This is a genomic window from Agrobacterium sp. ES01, assembly GCF_050320885.1.
GTDB lineage: Bacteria > Pseudomonadota > Alphaproteobacteria > Rhizobiales > Rhizobiaceae > Allorhizobium.
Map to the genome: position 1 here is coordinate 311,221 of NZ_JBNQTH010000004.1, position 17,192 is coordinate 328,412.

General features: G+C 58.2%; 16 protein-coding genes. 11 read left to right on the top strand and 5 right to left on the bottom strand.

Annotation, left to right across the window (positions count from 1 at the left end; all coding sequences use genetic code 11):
* Positions 1 to 11 precede the first annotated feature (11 nt).
* The 4 genes from ACQQ2Q_RS14345 (at position 12) to ACQQ2Q_RS14360 (ending at position 4,567) form a co-directional block, all read left to right on the top strand.
* A complete protein-coding gene (locus ACQQ2Q_RS14345) occupies positions 12 to 1,022 on the top strand; it encodes an ABC transporter permease (RefSeq protein ID WP_428187778.1) in 1,011 nt (336 codons plus the stop codon).
* 69 nt (positions 1,023 to 1,091) lie between these two features.
* On the top strand, positions 1,092 to 2,036 hold the full coding sequence (locus tag ACQQ2Q_RS14350) for a substrate-binding domain-containing protein (protein ID WP_428187779.1): 945 nt from the start codon (positions 1,092 to 1,094) through the stop codon (positions 2,034 to 2,036).
* A 131-nt stretch (positions 2,037 to 2,167) separates the two neighbouring features.
* On the top strand, positions 2,168 to 3,220 hold the full coding sequence (locus tag ACQQ2Q_RS14355; RefSeq protein ID WP_428187780.1) for a sugar phosphate isomerase/epimerase family protein: 1,053 nt from the start codon (positions 2,168 to 2,170) through the stop codon (positions 3,218 to 3,220).
* Positions 3,221 to 3,394: 174 nt separating this feature from the next.
* Positions 3,395 to 4,567, top strand: coding sequence for a Gfo/Idh/MocA family protein (locus ACQQ2Q_RS14360; RefSeq protein WP_428187781.1), 1,173 nt, complete (start codon positions 3,395 to 3,397; stop codon positions 4,565 to 4,567).
* 119 nt (positions 4,568 to 4,686) lie between these two features.
* On the opposite strand, the gene ACQQ2Q_RS14365 is transcribed toward ACQQ2Q_RS14360, so the two are convergent.
* Genes ACQQ2Q_RS14365 through ACQQ2Q_RS14375 form a run of 3 tightly spaced genes read right to left on the bottom strand, consistent with a single transcriptional unit; the run spans position 4,687 to position 8,486 of the window.
* A complete protein-coding gene (locus ACQQ2Q_RS14365) occupies positions 4,687 to 6,000 on the bottom strand; it encodes a c-type cytochrome (protein WP_428187782.1) in 1,314 nt (437 codons plus the stop codon).
* Between the two features lie 11 nt (positions 6,001 to 6,011).
* Entirely contained in the window at positions 6,012 to 7,781 is a 1,770-nt protein-coding gene (locus tag ACQQ2Q_RS14370; RefSeq protein WP_428187783.1) for a GMC family oxidoreductase, read from the bottom strand.
* A gap of 3 nt (positions 7,782 to 7,784) precedes the next feature.
* Positions 7,785 to 8,486, bottom strand: a complete 702-nt coding sequence (locus ACQQ2Q_RS14375) for a gluconate 2-dehydrogenase subunit 3 family protein (RefSeq protein WP_428187784.1) — start codon at positions 8,484 to 8,486, stop codon at positions 7,785 to 7,787.
* 354 nt (positions 8,487 to 8,840) lie between these two features.
* On the opposite strand from ACQQ2Q_RS14375, the gene ACQQ2Q_RS14380 reads away from it, so the two are divergent.
* From ACQQ2Q_RS14380 to ACQQ2Q_RS14410, 7 genes are all read left to right on the top strand, one after another.
* Entirely contained in the window at positions 8,841 to 10,214 is a 1,374-nt protein-coding gene (locus tag ACQQ2Q_RS14380) for a GH1 family beta-glucosidase (protein ID WP_428187785.1), read from the top strand.
* A gap of 355 nt (positions 10,215 to 10,569) precedes the next feature.
* A complete protein-coding gene (locus ACQQ2Q_RS14385) occupies positions 10,570 to 11,610 on the top strand; it encodes a methionine ABC transporter ATP-binding protein (RefSeq protein WP_428187989.1) in 1,041 nt (346 codons plus the stop codon).
* Positions 11,600 to 12,268, top strand: coding sequence for a methionine ABC transporter permease (locus ACQQ2Q_RS14390; RefSeq protein ID WP_428187786.1), 669 nt, complete (start codon positions 11,600 to 11,602; stop codon positions 12,266 to 12,268). Before ACQQ2Q_RS14385 ends, ACQQ2Q_RS14390 begins: the two co-directional genes overlap by 11 nt.
* 29 nt (positions 12,269 to 12,297) lie before the next feature.
* On the top strand, positions 12,298 to 13,077 hold the full coding sequence (locus tag ACQQ2Q_RS14395) for a MetQ/NlpA family ABC transporter substrate-binding protein (RefSeq protein WP_428187787.1): 780 nt from the start codon (positions 12,298 to 12,300) through the stop codon (positions 13,075 to 13,077).
* A 168-nt stretch (positions 13,078 to 13,245) separates the two neighbouring features.
* Positions 13,246 to 13,857 (top strand): DsbA family protein, encoded by a 612-nt coding sequence (locus ACQQ2Q_RS14400; RefSeq protein ID WP_428187788.1) that lies wholly within the window; start codon positions 13,246 to 13,248, stop codon positions 13,855 to 13,857.
* A gap of 197 nt (positions 13,858 to 14,054) precedes the next feature.
* Positions 14,055 to 14,684, top strand: a complete 630-nt coding sequence (locus ACQQ2Q_RS14405) for a nitroreductase family protein (protein ID WP_428187789.1) — start codon at positions 14,055 to 14,057, stop codon at positions 14,682 to 14,684.
* Positions 14,685 to 14,915: 231 nt separating this feature from the next.
* Positions 14,916 to 15,641: an EAL domain-containing protein gene (locus tag ACQQ2Q_RS14410; protein ID WP_428187790.1), complete on the top strand. Its 726-nt coding sequence runs from the start codon at positions 14,916 to 14,918 to the stop codon at positions 15,639 to 15,641.
* Positions 15,642 to 15,700: 59 nt separating this feature from the next.
* Here ACQQ2Q_RS14410 and ACQQ2Q_RS14415 read toward each other — a convergent pair whose 3' ends face one another.
* Positions 15,701 to 16,645: a rhodanese-related sulfurtransferase gene (locus tag ACQQ2Q_RS14415; protein WP_428187791.1), complete on the bottom strand. Its 945-nt coding sequence runs from the start codon at positions 16,643 to 16,645 to the stop codon at positions 15,701 to 15,703.
* A gap of 108 nt (positions 16,646 to 16,753) precedes the next feature.
* Positions 16,754 to 17,125 (bottom strand): VOC family protein, encoded by a 372-nt coding sequence (locus tag ACQQ2Q_RS14420; RefSeq protein ID WP_428187792.1) that lies wholly within the window; start codon positions 17,123 to 17,125, stop codon positions 16,754 to 16,756.
* Positions 17,126 to 17,192: the final 67 nt, after the last annotated feature.

The window sequence follows — 17,192 nt, forward strand, 5'->3', positions numbered from 1 at the left end:
AGAGGGTGACAATGTCGGCAAGTGAAGAGGGCGGATCTAGCGTGGAGGTTCGAAAAGGACGCCGGAATATCGATCTGCGTGCGGTTGCGCCATTTGCGGCGCTGGCTCTGCTCTTGATCGTGGGGGCTCTGGTCAATCCGAACTTCATCGGGATCAACAATCTCGCCAATGTGGCAACACGCAGCGCTTTCATCGCCATTATCGCGGTCGGCGCTACCTTCGTCATTTCGTCGGGCGATCTCGACCTGTCGGTTGGTTCGATGGTGGCCTTTGTCGCCAGTCTGATGATCCTGTTCATGAATTCCGCCGTGATCGCCGACCCCGCCCTTATGCTCTTTGCAGCCATGGCGCTTGCCATCGTCATCGGTGGACTTTGCGGCCTGGCCAACGGTCTGATCACGACCGTCGGGCGGATCGAACCCTTTATCGCCACGCTTGGCACCATGGGGATCTACCGCGGATTGACGACGTGGCTCAGCCAGGGCGGCGCCATCACCCTGCGTTCGCCCGAACTGCAGGACATGTACCGACCGGCCTATTTCGGTTCGATCCTGGGACTGCCGGTGCCGATTGTCGTCATTCTGGCGGTTAGCGCCGTTGCAGCCTTTATTCTCTATCGCACGCGCTATGGCCGGCATGTCGTGGCCGTTGGGTCCAGCCGGGATGTCGCCCGCTATTCCGGTATCGGCGTCGACAAGGTGCGCACCATCGCCTTCATCATTCAGGGCGTCTGCGTGGCCATCGCCGTGCTGCTCTACGTGCCACGTCTCGGCTCCACCTCCGCGACCACCGGTATCCTCTGGGAATTGCAGGCGATCACGGCTGTGGTGATTGGCGGTACGGCGCTGAAAGGCGGTGTCGGTCGCGTGTGGGGCACCATTTGCGGCGCGTTCATTCTCGAACTGGTCGGCAATATCATGCTGCTGTCCAACTTCATCAGCGAATATCTGATCGGTGCCATTCAGGGCGCGATCATCATCATCGCGATGCTCGTCCAGCGCTCGCTGACGCGCAAATCGTGACTTGACCGGGCTTGGTGGGGTGGCCCGGTTTTCAAACCGCAGACCCCGACGACACTCTGGGAGGAGAACATGAAGAAGAACCTTTTGGGCCTCGCGGTCGCCATGACGGCGATGATCGGCACGGCCTATGCCGCAGATACCAAGACCATCGGCGTTTCCATTCCGGCTGCTGACCATGGCTGGACGGCTGGCGTCGTCTACCACGCCAATCGCGTGGCCGAGCTTTTGATGAAGGAACATCCGGGCCTTAACGTCATCGTCAAGACATCGCCCGATCCGGCCACGCAGGCCAATGCGCTTCAGGATCTGGAAATCCAGGGTATCGACGCGCTGGTGATCCTGCCGACCGATCCGGACCCGCTCGTCAATGCCATCAAGGAAGTGAAGAGCAAGGGCACATTCGTCTCGATCGTCGACCGCGCACCGTCGGTCAACGACAATTCCGTGCGAGATCTCTACGTTGCCGGTAACAACCCGGCGCTCGGTCGCGTTGCCGGTGAATATATTGCCGAGAAGACACCGGACGCGAAGGTCGTCGTCATCCGCGGTCTGCCGATCCCGATCGATCAGCAGCGCCAGGACGGCTTCGATGAAGGCATCAAGGGTTCCAATGTCGAGATCCTCGATCGCCAGTTCGGCAACTGGAACCGCGACGATGCGTTCAAGGTCATGCAGGACTATCTGACCAAGTACGACAAGATCGACGTTGTGTGGTGTCAGGATGACGACATGGCCGTTGGCGTGCTTCAGGCCATCGAACAGGCTGGCCGCTCCGACATCCAATATGTGGTGGCCGGTGCCGGTTCCAAGGACATGATCAAGAAGGTCATGGATGGCGACAAGATGATCCCGGTCGACGTTCTTTATCCGCCGGCAATGGTGGGTACGGCCATGGAACTGACAGCGGCTGCTATCTACGATCAGGTTCCGGTTCACGGCACCTATACGCTGGATGCAACGCTGATCACCAAGGACAATGCCGAGAACTACTATTTCCCGGATTCGCCCTTCTGATTTCACTCATCCGTTCGCCACTCTCCTGCCCGATCTCCGGGCAGGCCTTTCGGGGTCGACTTGCCCTGTTGTCACCATGATGCAATGTTGTAAACGTTAACGGAAACGTTGCAGCTATTGGGAGGAGTTTCATGAAAACGATTAAAGGTCCGGCTCTTTTTCTGGGGCAGTTTGCGGGCGATGCGGCACCATTCAACACATGGGACGGCATTACCAAATGGGCAGCGGAAAAAGGCTATCTCGGCGTACAGGTGCCGACCTGGGCAAGCCAGCTGATCGACCTGAAAAAAGCTGCCGAATCCAAAGATTATTGCGATGAATTTACCGGTGTTGCCAAGGATAACGGCGTCGACGTAACGGAACTTTCGACCCATCTCCAAGGCCAGTTGGTTGCCGTGCATCCCGCCTATGACGAAGCCTTTGACGGCTTTGCGGCACCGGAAGTGCGCGGCAATCCGAAGGCGCGTCAGGAATGGGCGGTCGAGCAGGTCAAGATGGCGCTCAAAGCCTCTCGCAATATGGGCATCAAGGCGCATGCCACCTTCTCCGGTGCGCTGGCCTGGCCCTATATCTATCCATGGCCGCAGCGTCCCGCCGGTCTGGTCGAAACCGCATTCGACGAGCTGGCCAAACGTTGGGCGCCGATTCTCGATTATGCCGACGAGCAGGGCGTCGATGTCTGTTATGAAATCCATCCGGGTGAGGATCTGCATGACGGCGTGACGTTCGAGATGTTCCTGGAGCGGGTCAAGAACCATCCGCGCGCCAACATGCTCTACGATCCCTCGCACTATGTGCTGCAGTGCCTCGACTATCTCGACAATATCGACATCTACAAGGACCGTATCCGGATGTTCCACGTCAAGGACGCGGAGTTCAATCCGACCGGTCGCCAGGGCGTCTATGGCGGGTATCAGGGCTGGGTGGAGCGCGCCGGGCGTTTCCGGTCGCTCGGTGACGGTCAGGTCGATTTTGGCGCGGTCTTCTCCAAGATGGCGGCCAATGACTTCGACGGCTGGGCCGTGGTCGAATGGGAATGCGCGCTGAAGCATCCCGAAGACGGTGCTCGCGAAGGCGCCGACTTCGTTCGCCACCACATCATCCGTGTGACGGAAAAGGCATTCGACGATTTTGCCTCGAGCGGAACCGACGATGCAGCCAACCGACGGATGCTGGGGCTGTAGACGAACAACAACACCCCTCCTCACCCTCCCCACAAGGGGGAGGGTTTGACCCGACGGCCCCGCCGATATGCCATTCCGGCCAAGGGATGCGGCGTAGTATCTCCCCCTTGTGGGGAAGATGGCTGCCGGACTGGAGGGGAGCTTGTTTCGAACGACATTTCAGGGAGAAAATCTATGGCAATCGAAGGCAAGGACGAAGGCACGCGAGCCCCACGCATCAGGCTCGGCATGGTTGGTGGCGGGCAGGGGGCGTTTATTGGCGGCGTGCACCGCATGGCGTCCCGGCTCGACGATCACTTTGAACTGGTGGCGGGCGCACTGTCGTCCACGGCTGACAAATCGAAGGCATCGGGGAAGGATCTCGGTCTTGACCCGGAGCGTTGCTACGGGTCTTTCGAGGAGATGGCCGAGAAGGAAGCCGCGCGACCTGACGGGATCGAGGCGGTGTCGATTGTGACGCCCAATCATGTGCACTATCCAGCGGCCAAGGCATTTCTGGAGCGGGGCATTCATGTGATCTGCGACAAGCCGCTCACATCCAATCTGGAAGACGCAAAGAAGCTCAAGGCTGCGGCCGACGGCTCCAAGGCGCTTTTTGTGCTGACGCATAACTATACGGGTTATCCGATGATCCGGCAGGCCCGGGACATGGTTGCCAATGGCGATCTCGGCACGCTCAGGCTCGTGAACGTCGAATATGTGCAGGACTGGCTAACCGAGGCGGTGGAACAGACCGGCGCCAAGCAAGCCGTGTGGCGCACCGATCCCAACCAGTCGGGCGCCGGCGGGGCAACCGGCGATATCGGCACCCATGCCTATAACCTTGCAAGCTTCGTATCGGGCCTGACGCTTGAAAGCCTTGCTGCCGATCTCGACAGTTTCGTCGAGGGACGTCGCGTGGACGATAACGGCCATGTCATGATGCGCTTCACTGGCGGTGCCAAAGGCATGCTCTGGTGCAGTCAGGTGGCGCCGGGCAATGAAAACGCACTGAAACTGCGCATCTACGGCACCAAGGGTGGGCTCGAATGGGAGCAGGAGAACCCCAACTATCTGTGGTTCACACCGTTTGGCGAACAGAAGCGCCTGATCACCCGCAACGGCGCGGGAGCGGGTGCTGCCGCAGGCCGTGTCAGCCGTATTCCGGGCGGGCACCCTGAAGGTTATCTGGAAGCCTTTGCAACGATCTATACCGAAGCGGCGGCGGCAATCAATGCGGCCAAGTCGGGTTCTGCCCTCGATCCGGCCGTGCATTTCCCAACGGTGGACGATGGGGTGAAGGGCGTTGCCTTTGTTGGCGCTTGCGTTCAATCGTCGAAGCAGAATGGCGCCTGGGTCAAGCTCTGACCATCGATCTTGGCCGATAGGCGATCCATTTCTTCGTAGAGATGAAAAACCCCGCCGTGCAATGCGCGGCGGGGTTTTTCAATTCAGTCGACGAACCGGCCCGATGCGGACCGGTGTCATCAATGGCCAGCGTCGCGGGCAGCCTTCGCATCTGCCGCCGTTACCGCCGGCGCGTCATTGTGCCAGGCCTGACGCAGGAAGGTGGCAAGCGTCGCCGCTTCCTCGTCAGACAGACGATCTGCATAGCCCTGCATGCGGACCTTCATCGGACGATCCTTGGTGGAGGGAAGTTCCGCGCCGTGGAAAATCACGTCCAGCAGCCCCTTTGGCAGCTTTGCCGTTACCAGCGAATTGCCATCCAGTTCCGGGAAGATCTCGGGCGCGCCCTTGCCGTTGACGAAGTGGCAACCGTTACAGTTGTCCAGATAGAGACGGGGGCCGAGTGGCATGTCCGCCTTGGCTTCCGTCAGCATCTTTTCCGTCTCGGTGACCTCAGCCTTGGTCTCGGCGGTGTCCGCCTTCTTGTCGCCGCCACTGATCGTCTTGAGGTATGTGGCAATGGCCAGATTGTCCTCATGCGTCATGTATTGAAGCGAGTCGCGTACAGCCAGCATCATTTCACCGGTCGCGGTGGAATGGGCGTTGCGACCGGTCGAAAGATAGGCCGCCAGCTGTTCGGTGTCCCACTTCTGCGGTGCACTGTGCGGGCCGCGAAGGTCCGGAACGGAGAAACCGTCGACTTCGCCACCGGTCAGGAATTCCGGGCTGGTCTCATCATGACCGCTTTGCGCCATGATCAGGTTGCGCGGGCTGTGGCAGGCGGCACAGTGGCCGGCACCTTCGACGAGATAGGCGCCACGATTGAAGGCATCACTGTCTTTCTCATTCGGATCGAAACCTGCCTTGCCAAGGGCGACCCAGTTCCAGGCTCGTATGCCGAAGCGCATGTTGAACGGAAATGCCAGTTCGGTGGGTTGAACCTTGTTGGAGACCGCATCAACGTCATTCATGAAATACTGGTAGAGGGCAACGACGTCCTCTTCCTTCAGCTTGCGATAGTTCTCATACGGCATGGCCGGATAGAGATGCGTACCATTCTTGCTGATGCCGTCATAAAGGACTGCGCGGAAGTCATCGAGCGTGTATTCGCCGATGCCGGTTTCCTTGTCCGGAGTAATGTTGGTGGACCAGATGGTGCCCATCGGGCTTTCGATCGGGCGACCACCGGCGAAGGGCTTGCCGCCCTCCGCGGTATGACAGGCCATGCAGTCCGATGCCCGCATCATGTATTCGCCGGCACCTTCGGCCGGCTTGAAGTCGCCGGCAAGCTGCGTCACCGGACCGGTCTTTTGAACGGGAACGAAGATGAACGCTGCGAGCGCGACAACGCCGATGACGACGAGCCCCAGAAGAACGCGAATCAATGTTTTCATAGCGGTTCTCCTCAGACCAGCGGACGCGGGTTGCGCAGGTAGTTGGTGCGGATGGCGTGCGCTGCCCAGTAAGCGAGGCCGCCCACCATGCCGGTCGGGTTGTACTGGGTGTTCTGCGGGAAGGCGCCTGCACCCATGACGAAGATATTGTGCTTGTCCCAGGCCTGCAGATAGCGGTTGACCGCCGAGGTCTTGGGATCATCGCCCATGACCGATCCGCCGACATTATGGGTCGTCTGGTAAGGACGCACGTCGTACATCGCGCCTTCCTTCTTGAAGCTGGCGGACGAGATGTCGGGATTCATGGCCTTTACGATCGGCTCCATCTTCTCCTTCATGAACTGCGTCTGGCGGATGTCATTGGCATTCCAGTTGAAGGTCATGCGCATCAGCGGACGGCCATGGCGATCCGTGTAGGTCGGATCGAGGTCGAGATAGTTGCCGCGATAGGACATATGCGAACCGTGCGAGCCGATCGACATGGAATGGCCGTACCATTCGCCGATCGATTCTTTCCATCCTGCGCCCCAGGACGGCGTACCGGGCGGAAGGCGCATGGAGCGGATTGGCTGACCATTGGGCTGGCCGGCGCGCCAATAGGCGCCGCCGATGAAGCCCTCGCGGCCAAAGTCGATGCTATCCAGACCGAAATCATTCACGGACATTCCATTGGCACCGGTGCCGACGAACGGGTTGAAGGATTCGTCCTTGAAGAACAGCGAATAACCGCCATTCATCTGGTAGGCGTAGTTGCGGCCCGTGACACCTTCGCCGGTGTTCGGGTCATAAGCCTGTCCGATGCCCGAGAGCAGCATGAGATGGACGTTGTGCAGCTGATAGGCGGCCAGGATGACAAGATCCGCCGGTTGGAACACTTCTTCGCCGGCCTTCTCGTCGAAATAGGTCACGCCGGTTGCGGTCTTGCCGTCGGCTGCCATTTCGATCTTCAGCACTTCAGAATTCACGCGGTATTCGAAATTCGGCATGCGCTTCAGCGCATCCAGGATGGCCGTCTGCGGCGAGGACTTGGAATAGTTGTAGCAACCGAAGCGCTCACAGAAGCCGCAGAAATTGCAAGGGCCCATCTGCATGCCGTATTCGTTGACATAGGCCTTGGAGGCAATGCCGCCGGGACTCTGGAAGGGATGGTAGCCCAGGGACTTCGCAGCCTCGCCAAATTTCACGCCATCCCAGGTGACCGGCATGGCTGGCATCGGATAATCTTGCGAACGGGGGGCTTCGAACGGGTTGCCGCCTTCGACCGTCTTGCCGTTGAGATTGCCGGCATTGCCGGAAATTCCGGCTACACGCTCAAAGCGGTCGAAGAAGGGTTCGAGCTCTTCGTATGTGACCGGATAATCCTGAAGATGCATATCTTCCGGAATGATGTCTGCGCCGAAGTTTTCTTCGACATGGGAACGCAGACGATATTCTGACAGCTGGGGACGCCAGGTCAGTCCGTTCCAGTGGGTGCCTGCTCCGCCGACGCCGTTGCCGGGAAGGAACGAGCCGAGGCTGCGGTATGGCAGGGCGGTCTCGTCGGTGCTGCGACGAATGGTGAGGGTGGATTTGCTGGGCTTTTGCATCAGGCCGTAGCGCACGCCGTATTTCAGCTCATCCATCATGTTCGGATACTGGAAGTCCGGAACGGTGTTCTGATCATGGCCGCGCTCGAGCGCCACAATGTCCAGGCCTTCCTGTGCCAGTTCCATGCCGAGGATCGAGCCTGTCCAGCCGAGCCCGACGATGACGACGTCTTTCTTCTTTTCAGTCCGTGCCATGGATCAGCCCCTTTCCCCGGAAATCGATACCGGACCCAGCGGGTAAGGCACGTTGTATTTGTCGACCCATTCCTTGTAGTTGCCGCGCGCGCCCGGAAAGCCGATATATTTCCAGGCTTCCATGCCCTGGTTGCCGCCATACATCGGATCGGCGAAATAGCCTTCCTTGGTGTTCTGTAGCAGGATCGAGAAGAAATCGCGCAATTCAGGCTTCAGGCCGATCTCGTCTTTCTGCAACGAGGTCAGGGCTTTATCCTGGGTCTCGGCATCCAGTTCAGCGAAGGGCTTGCCGTGATTGGTCTGGCACCATTGGTCGAAAAACGGGATGGCCTGCTGGTAGATTTCCAGCGGCGTCAGCGGTGTCTGCCAGCCGCGCAATGGGCTCGCGTCGGCCTCAAAGGGGCCTTCCATATACCAGTCGGAGGCTGCGCCGAAGTCGCCAGCCAACTGCCGGTCGATGAAGACGGGAACACGGGCTTCGAGTGCGCCGGGGCCATCGCCTTCCGACGGGATCAATCTGGCTACGGCTGCCATGACAAAGGCCCACTCAGTGGGCTTGAGACAGTCCGGTTGATAATCGTCCAATGGTGGTGGCGGCGGCGCTGTTTCAGCCTTGGCTGGCACGGCAATGCCAGCCAGAGCGGCTGTTGCCGCCGATGCTTTCAAAAAGCTTCTGCGGGACGGTAAACCCGGTACATCTCTCATGTTTCGCTCCTTAGCAACGTTTATATTTTCCCGTTTCAGATTCCAGAAACAGCGACCTCGTCCTCGTGAAAGGCGACACGTTGTCGCGTCGCTTTACGCCTCAGAATCAGGTGTAGCAACGGTTGTAAAGTTGAAGTGTGTATACTTACTACCTATGCTGACTAAGATGTTCACGATGTCTCGAGTGAAGAGTGTGGCAGGATCAAAATCCATCTTCCCCGCCAAAATCCGGCACGTCTGGGTGTCTCAGCGATGTCGCCCCATGCCGATGAATCGCCTGTACATCTTGCGGTTGATTGTCTAAATCGCATGAAACAGTCGATTTTGACCGAGACAGACAGGTTTGATTTTCCCATGAACGATCCCAAGAAACTGGCAGGCCGTTTCCCTGGAGATTTTCTCTTCGGGGTTGCTACCGCGTCATTCCAGATTGAAGGCGCGACAAAGGAGGATGGGCGCAAGCCATCCATCTGGGATGCATTTTCCAACATGCCCGGTCGTGTCTATGGTCGTCAGAACGGTGATGTGGCTTGCGATCATTATCACCGTTGGGAACAGGATCTTGATCTCATCAAGGACATGGGCGTGTCTGCCTATCGGTTCTCGATCGCATGGCCGCGCATCATTCCAGATGGCACGGGACGCATCAACGAACAGGGGCTCGATTTCTACGACAAGCTGATCGACGGTCTGAAAGATCGCGGCATCAAGGCCTATGCAACGCTCTATCATTGGGACTTGCCGCTGACACTGATGGGTGAGGGCGGCTGGACGGCCCGCTCGACCGCCTATGCCTTCCAACGTTATGCCAAGGTGGTCATGTCTCGTCTGGGTGACCGTCTGGATGCGGTTGCGACTTTCAATGAGCCCTGGTGCTCGGTCTGGCTCTCTCACCTTTATGGCATTCATGCGCCCGGTGAGAAGAATATGGATGCAGCCCTGCATGCCCTGCACTACACCAACCTGGCGCACGGCCTTGGCATCGATGCCATTCGTCAGGTTGCCCCGAACGTGCCGGCGGGCCTTGTGCTCAACGCGCATTCGGTCGTTGCCGGCTCCGACAGCAAGGCCGACAAGGCGGCTGCCGAGCGCGCCTTCCAGTTCAACAACGGCGTTTTCTTCGGACCTGTGTTCAAGGGCGAATATCCAGATAATTTCATGAAGGCCCTTGGTGGTCGCATGCCACCAATCGAAGATGGCGATCTCGAGGTGATCAGCCAGAAACTCGACTGGTGGGGTCTCAACTATTACACACCGATGCGTGTCGCGCATAATCCGGCCAAGGGTGCCGAATTCCCTGCTGTCGTGGACGCTCCGCCAGTGTCGACGGTCAAGACCGATATCGGCTGGGAAGTCTACGCGCCGGCGCTGGGCAGTCTGGTGAAGGATCTCTACGATCGCTACGACCTGCCAGATTGCTACATCACCGAGAATGGTGCCTGCTATAACATGGGTCTGGAAAACGGCGAGGTCGACGATCAGCCACGTCTCGATTATTACGCCGAGCATCTGGGTGTTGTGGCTGATCTGATATCGGACGGCGTGCCGATGAAGGGTTATTTCGCCTGGTCGCTGATGGATAACTTTGAATGGGCGGAAGGCTACAAAATGCGCTTCGGGCTGGTTTATGTGGACTATGACACCCAAGAGCGCATTCTGAAGAAGAGCGGCAAGTGGTATCAGACGCTTGCAGGCGAATTCCCCAAGGGCAATCACGCGTCCTCCTGAAGCTCGATGTCCGTGGTCGCCGGCAGTTGAAATTGGAAGATTTTTGCTCACGATCTGATGATCGACGCAATGCTATTGCTGTTGTTCGTGCGTGATCCGAGCCATAAGCTTAATCCCGAGCGCAGGGCAGATTTGCGCAGACCGGTTTGAAAAGGTGAGTGAAAAGATGTTAGGGCCGCGTCATACCCGCCGAATGTGTCGAACAGCCTGACTGTTCGAACCCTCATCTTGTCCGGCTTGCCGGGCTCATCACCGAGAGACTTCCATGCCCGAGTCCCCATCGTCCAACACGGAACATCCGCGTCCGCAAATTTCGCCCGTTCCAACAGCCAGGTCGCATAATGTCCATGATGCGATGGTTGCCTTTGAGGCTGTGACCAAGACATTTCCCGGAGACAAGGATCGCCCGCCTTTCGTGGCTCTGGGCGGCGTCGACTTCACCGTGCCACGCGGCTCCATCACCGGTATTATCGGGCGCTCGGGCGCCGGCAAGTCGACGCTGATCCGTCTTGTGAACGGGCTTGAGATGCCAAGCGATGGCAAGGTTATCGTGGACGGCGTCAATGTCGGCGGGCTGGACGATGTCGGACTTCGCACGCTGCGTCGTTCTGTTGGCATGATCTTCCAGCATTTCAATCTGCTGTCATCACGCACCGTTTGCGACAATATCGCCATGCCGCTTGAAATTGCCGGCGTCTCCAAGGCCGTGATCCGCGACAAGATCGGACCGCTGATGGAACTGGTTGGACTGGCTGACAAGGCCGATCGCTATCCGGCTGAGCTGTCGGGCGGTCAGAAGCAGCGCGTCGGCATTGCGCGCGCATTGGCCACCGATCCGAAATTGCTGCTCTCCGACGAGGCGACCTCAGCGCTCGATCCTGAAACGACGCAATCGATTCTGGAGCTTCTGAAGAATATCAATCGCGACCTCGGTCTGACCGTATTGTTGATTACCCATGAGATGGAAGTGGTGAAGGCGGTGACGTCCGAAGTCGCTGTCATCGATCGGGGCAAGATTGTTGAAAGCGGTCGCACCTTCGATGTGTTCACCGATCCGCAGCACGAGACCACGCGTGTGCTTCTGTCGGCGACAACCGGAACCAAACGTCCAGACTGGATCCGCTCGGACCTGAACGCTGCGCCCTCGGCGGGCGACCGGGCATTCGTGCGGCTGGTGTTCTTCCGCGAAACAGCCTTTCAGCCTCTAACGGCGCGGCTTGTCGCCGAAATCGGTGCGGATGTGAATATCCTTGCTGGCAACATCGACGAAATTGCAGGCGAACCCTTCGGATCGCTGGTGGTCTCTTATCCGGCGTCGCCCGAGATCATGGATCGGGCCAATCGTTTCTTTACACAAACCGGTCTGAAGACGGAGGTGCTCGGTTATGGCGCTTGATATGCTGTTCAACCTTCTGACAAAGGCGCTGTGGCAGACCATCCAGATGGTGGCCGTCGCCGGGTTCATCGGCAGCGTCATCGGCCTGCCGCTCGGTGTCTTCCTGGCAACCAGTGGCAAGGGCGAGCTCTATGAGGCGCCATTGATCAACCGTGTGCTCGGGCTGATCGTCAATGCCGCGCGCTCGACGCCGTTCATCATTCTGGTCGTCGCCATCATTCCGTTGACCCGTCTGCTGGCCGGCACATCTATCGGCACGGCGGCTGCCATCGTGCCTCTGACAATCGCGACCATCCCCTTCGTCGCCCGCCTGGTGGAGGCCTCCATCCGCGAGGTAGACAAGGGATTGATCGAGGCTGCTCGTGCCATGGGGGCAACCCCGATGCAGATCGTGACGAAGGTATTGCTGGCGGAATCCCGCTCCGGCATCGCACTGGCGTTGACCATGACAGTTGTCAGCCTCATCGGCTATTCGGCCATGGTCGGTGCCGTCGGCGGTGGGGGGCTGGGCGATCTTGGCATTCGCTACGGCTACCAGCGCTTCATGCCCGACGTCATGCTGGCAGTAGTGGTGGTTCTGATCCTGCTTGTGCAGGCGGTGCAAAGCGTCGGTGATGCGCTTGCCCGCCGGTTCGACAAGCGCAATCGCAAATCCTGAACAACACAATTCATTCCAAGGAGACAATCATGAAGAAGCTAATTCTCGCGGCCGCTGCCGTGGCGCTCTTTTCCGCCGGTTCGGCAATGGCTGAAACCATCAAGGTCGGTGTCACCGGTGGTCCGCATGCGCAGATCATGGAGAAGGTAAAGGAAGTCGCAGCCACCAAGGGCCTCGACATCGAGATTCTCGAATTCTCCGACTACGTTGTTCCAAATCAGGCACTGGCGGACGGCGATCTCGACGCCAACTCCTTCCAGCATCAGCCCTATCTGGACAACCAGGTGGCCGATCGCGGCTTTGACCTTGTCAGCGTTGCCCAGACCGTGAACTTTCCGATGGGCATCTATTCCAAGAAGATCAAAAGCCTTGATGAGCTTCCAGAAGGCGGCACAATTGCCATCCCGAACGATCCGACAAATGGCGGTCGCGCACTGCTGATCGTTGCCGATCAGGGCCTGATCAAGTTCGCAGATGGTGCCGGCCTCAAGGTTGGCCCAGCCGATATCGTCGAGAATCCGAAGAACATCACCTTTGCAGAGCTCGATGCGGCCCAGTTGCCGCGCGCGCTGGATGATGTCGATGCGTCGGTCATCAACACCAATTACGCCCTGGAAGCCGGTCTTAATCCGGGTACGGATCCGATTGCCCGCGAAAACGAAAAGGCGCCCTACATCAACGTCATCGCCGTCAAGGATGCCAACAAGGATGCGCCTTGGGTGAAGACGCTGATCGAATCCTATCACAGCCCCGAAGTGAAGGATTTCATCGCAACCCAGTTCAAGGGCGCCGTCGTCGCCGCCTGGTAACGGGTCGACATTGACAGTCTGATGAAGAGGCCTTCGCACTCGCGGGGCCTCTTTTTTATGTGGCAGTTGGCAACGCTGTTGTCCCTGCACGACGATTAAGCCTTGCTGTCTGTCCGTCCCCATGACTATCAAGGTGCAGTGCATTTATGCAGAGAGGTTCAGTTGCCGATGATCGAACGCAGGACATTGCTGAAGGGGGTTGGCGCTGTTGCCGCATTGTCATTTCTGGGGCAAATCCCGGCTCTGGCGAGCGCGTTGACTGAGGACGACATCTTCCTCGATGAAGATGCGCCGGTGCTCGGCAATCCGGACGGTGACGTGACGATGGCCGAATATTTCGACTATCAATGCGGTTACTGCAAGGCCGTCCATGCCGATGTGATGTCGCTGGTCGAGGAAGATGGCAATATCAAACTGCTGATGAAAGACTGGCCTATTTTCGGCGATGCTTCGATCTACGCGGCGCAGGCTGTGCTGGGGGCTGCTCAGATCGGGCAGTATGAGCCGGCCATGGAGGCGCTGATTACAGCCAAGGGCAGGCTAACCAAGACCTATATCAAGATGCGTCTAGAGAGTGCCGGCGTCGACATGGATGCGGTTGCGGCTGCCGTCAACGCCAATAGCGGGAAAATATCCGGTTTGCTGGACCGCAATTACCAACAGGCGGTCGGCCTCAGATTTCGTGGAACGCCCTCCTTCATCATCGGCACAACAGTCTATCCCGGTGCCATGGACCGTGATGCGATGAAGCGTGCGGTGGAAGCCGCGCGCAAGGCGTAGCCGCGCAGATCGTCCCTTCAGCTGTTCCGGCTTGACGTTGCCGAAAAGCGATCTCAAATAGGTGGTATACTTTTTGTTCCTGCTTGCGGGGCGGTTTTGCATTGCCATCTAGGTGCGATGAAATCGCCAGCGGCTGAGGTCTCGCCTTGTCTCCCAGGAAGGCGAAGAGCTGCCGCACTGCCCGGAAAGGATATTCCATGTTGCTCGAAAAACTGAACTGGCGTTATGCCACCAAGAAGATGGATCCCTCGAAATCCGTGCCGGCCGAAAAGGTTGAGCGCATTCTCGAAGCCGCGCGGCTTGCGCCGACCTCAAGCGGCTTGCAGCCCTTCGAAGTGATCGTGGTGACCAATCCCGAGACAAAGGCCAGGTTGCGCACTGTCAGCTGGGATCAGAGCCAGATCACCGACGCCTCGCATGTCCTGGTCTTTGCTGCCTGGGACAACTACACCGAAGAGCGCATCGATGGTGTACTGGCGCAGATCACGGCCGAGCGCGGCCAGAATGATGGGATGGATGCCTATTACGCGCGCCTGAAGGGTATGTATCTGCCGCGGGACGCACAGACCAATTTCGAGCATGCCGCACGTCAGGCCTATATCGGCTTTGGCATGTCTATCGCCCAGGCGGCTTTTGAAGGCGTGGACGCAACGCCGATGGAAGGCTTCGAGGCTGACAAGGTCGACGATATCCTCGGTCTTCGCGATAAGGGCCTGCGCTCGGTCTGCATTCTGCCGCTTGGCTATCGGGCCGGAGATGGCGATTGGCTTGCCGGCCTGAAAAAGGTCCGCCGACCCAAAGATCTGTTTGTGACCGAAGTCGCTTAAGGCAATTCAGACATCAAGATAGAAAAGGCTCCAGTGATGGAGCCTTTTTTGCGGAATGATCTCGCTCCGTGCTCAGACTGCGTGGAGTTCGTGATTACTCCAACTGATTGCATTCATATAAGGCACTTTTAATGCTTCCATGCGATATCCAGACAAAGCATTGGAGTGTTGATTATGGCTGGGGTTTGCAACGGGTGTCGGAATGGCGAGGGCTTCGATTTGCCGTTTTCCATGGCATTTCAGCCAATCGTCGATCTCTCCAGCGGCCGTATTTTCGCCCATGAGGCGCTCGTTCGCGGGTTGAATGGAGAATCGGCGGGTTCAGTTCTGTCGCGGGTGAGCGATGATAACCGCTATGCCTTCGATCAGCAGTGCCGGGTGAAGGCTATTGAACTGGCGTCGAAGCTGTCGGCGCCCGGCGATGACAGCAAACTGTCGATCAATTTCATGCCGAATGCGGTGTATGAGCCGCGCGCCTGCATTCGTCTGACGCTGGCGACCGCCGAACGAGTCGGCTTTCCGCTCAACCGTATCATCTTCGAATTCACCGAAAATGAGCGGCTGGATACCGAGCACGTGCTCAATATTCTAAGGGTCTACAAGGCGATCGGCTTCAAGACGGCCATCGATGACTTCGGGGCAGGGCATGCCGGCCTCAACCTTTTGGCCAGGTTCCAACCGGATATTGTCAAGCTTGATATGGACCTGATCCGCGGGATTGATGTCGACACGTCAAAGCAGATCATCGTGCGCCATACCGTGGCCATGCTGAACGAGTTCGGTATCACGCCGGTGTGTGAAGGCGTCGAGACCGAAGCGGAACTGTCTATCCTGCGCGATTTCGGCATTACCCTTATCCAGGGCTATCTCCTGGCCAAGCCCTCTTTCGAGACCTTCTCGACGTTCGGACCCCGTCCGGTAGCCGTCAGCCAAAATCTGGAAACAACTGCAGCCTGACGATCCGGCCAATCGCTGTCCGAGGCTACGTGTTCACGCGGCCGAGACGGTGGTTCCGATCAACTGCCGATATGTTTTTCGCCGCGCGTCTTTGCCAGCGCAATCTGCTTCTGGCGCTGGCGGTAGCGCAGGCGATCCTCTTCGGTGCGCGTCGCATGGCAATGGGGGCAGGCCACACCTTCTTCGTAGAGAGGGGATCGCACTTCCTCTGCGGTAAGCGGATAGCGGCAGGCATGGCAAAGCGTGTGCTCGCCTTCCTTCAGTCCATGGGTGATGGAAACACGCTCGTCGAAGACGAAGCATGCGCCCTCCCACAGGCTTTCCTCTTCCGGTACCTCTTCCAGATATTTCAGGATACCGCCCTTGAGGTGATAGACCTCATCGAAGCCCTGTTCCTTCATGAAGGCCGTTGCCTTTTCGCAGCGAATTCCGCCGGTGCAGTACATGGCGATCTTCGGCTTGTTGTGCAGGCCGGTATTGTTTCTCACCCAGTCGGGGAATTCCCGGAAGGTCTTGGTGTTCGGGTCAATGGCATTCTTGAAGATGCCAATCGAGGTTTCGTAGTCGTTGCGGGTGTCGATAACGATGGTTTCCGGATCGGAGATCAGTTCGTTCCAGTCCTTCGGCTCGACATAGGTGCCGACGATCTTGTTGGGGTCGATGTTCTCGACGCCCATGGTGACAATCTCTTTTTTCAGCCGAACCTTCATGCGCAGGAAGGGCATTTTGGAAGCGCGGCTTTCCTTGTGCACGAGAGCCGAAAATTCCGGCTGGGCGCGCAGGAAGGCAAGCACATTGGCAATGCCCTCATCGCTGCCGGCAATGGTGCCATTGATGCCTTCGGAGGCAATCAGCAGCGAGCCCTTCACGCCGTTTTCCTGACAGAGCGCATAAAGCGGCTCTTGAAAGCTTTCGAAACGCGGAAAGCGGGCGAAATGATAAAGGGCAGCCACGCAAAACGCGCCGCCGGGCTCATGCGGGATGGTATCAGGATTGTCGCTCATGGCCCGCAAATACAGCTTCTACGGCCGTTGCGCAATCATCATGTGGGTGATGATTGCGCTTTGCCTTTCGTCAAGTCCGGCGGGTCTCAGAGTATCTTGGGGTTCCCGCTAGACTGGATTGTTTTCGTTAAAGACACGAATGCGGTGGCCGTCGGGATCGGCCGCGAGGAATGTCCGGCCGAAGACGAGGTCGGTCGGCTCCTGCAGAATGGTCGCGCCAAGCGATGTCCACTCCGCGCATTTAGCGTCAACATCATCCGCTGATTTGACCACCAGCGCGACTTCCGATCCGCCCGCCGGTGTCACGTCCGGCGCGACCGTGGACGTGGACCAGAGGCCCAGCCTCATGCCGTCATTCAACAGGAAGCTGGCAAAGGTCGGGAATGCTTCCAGCGGTGGCATGCCGAGCATTTTTTCATAGAAGGCGACGCTCTTCATTACGTCTGTTGTGTAGAGAAGGGAGTATACGGTTTTGGTCATTGTCTGGCTCCTTGTCGTGTTTGAACGAGGAGACAATAACGCGACATGCTGCCAAATTTTGTCAGTA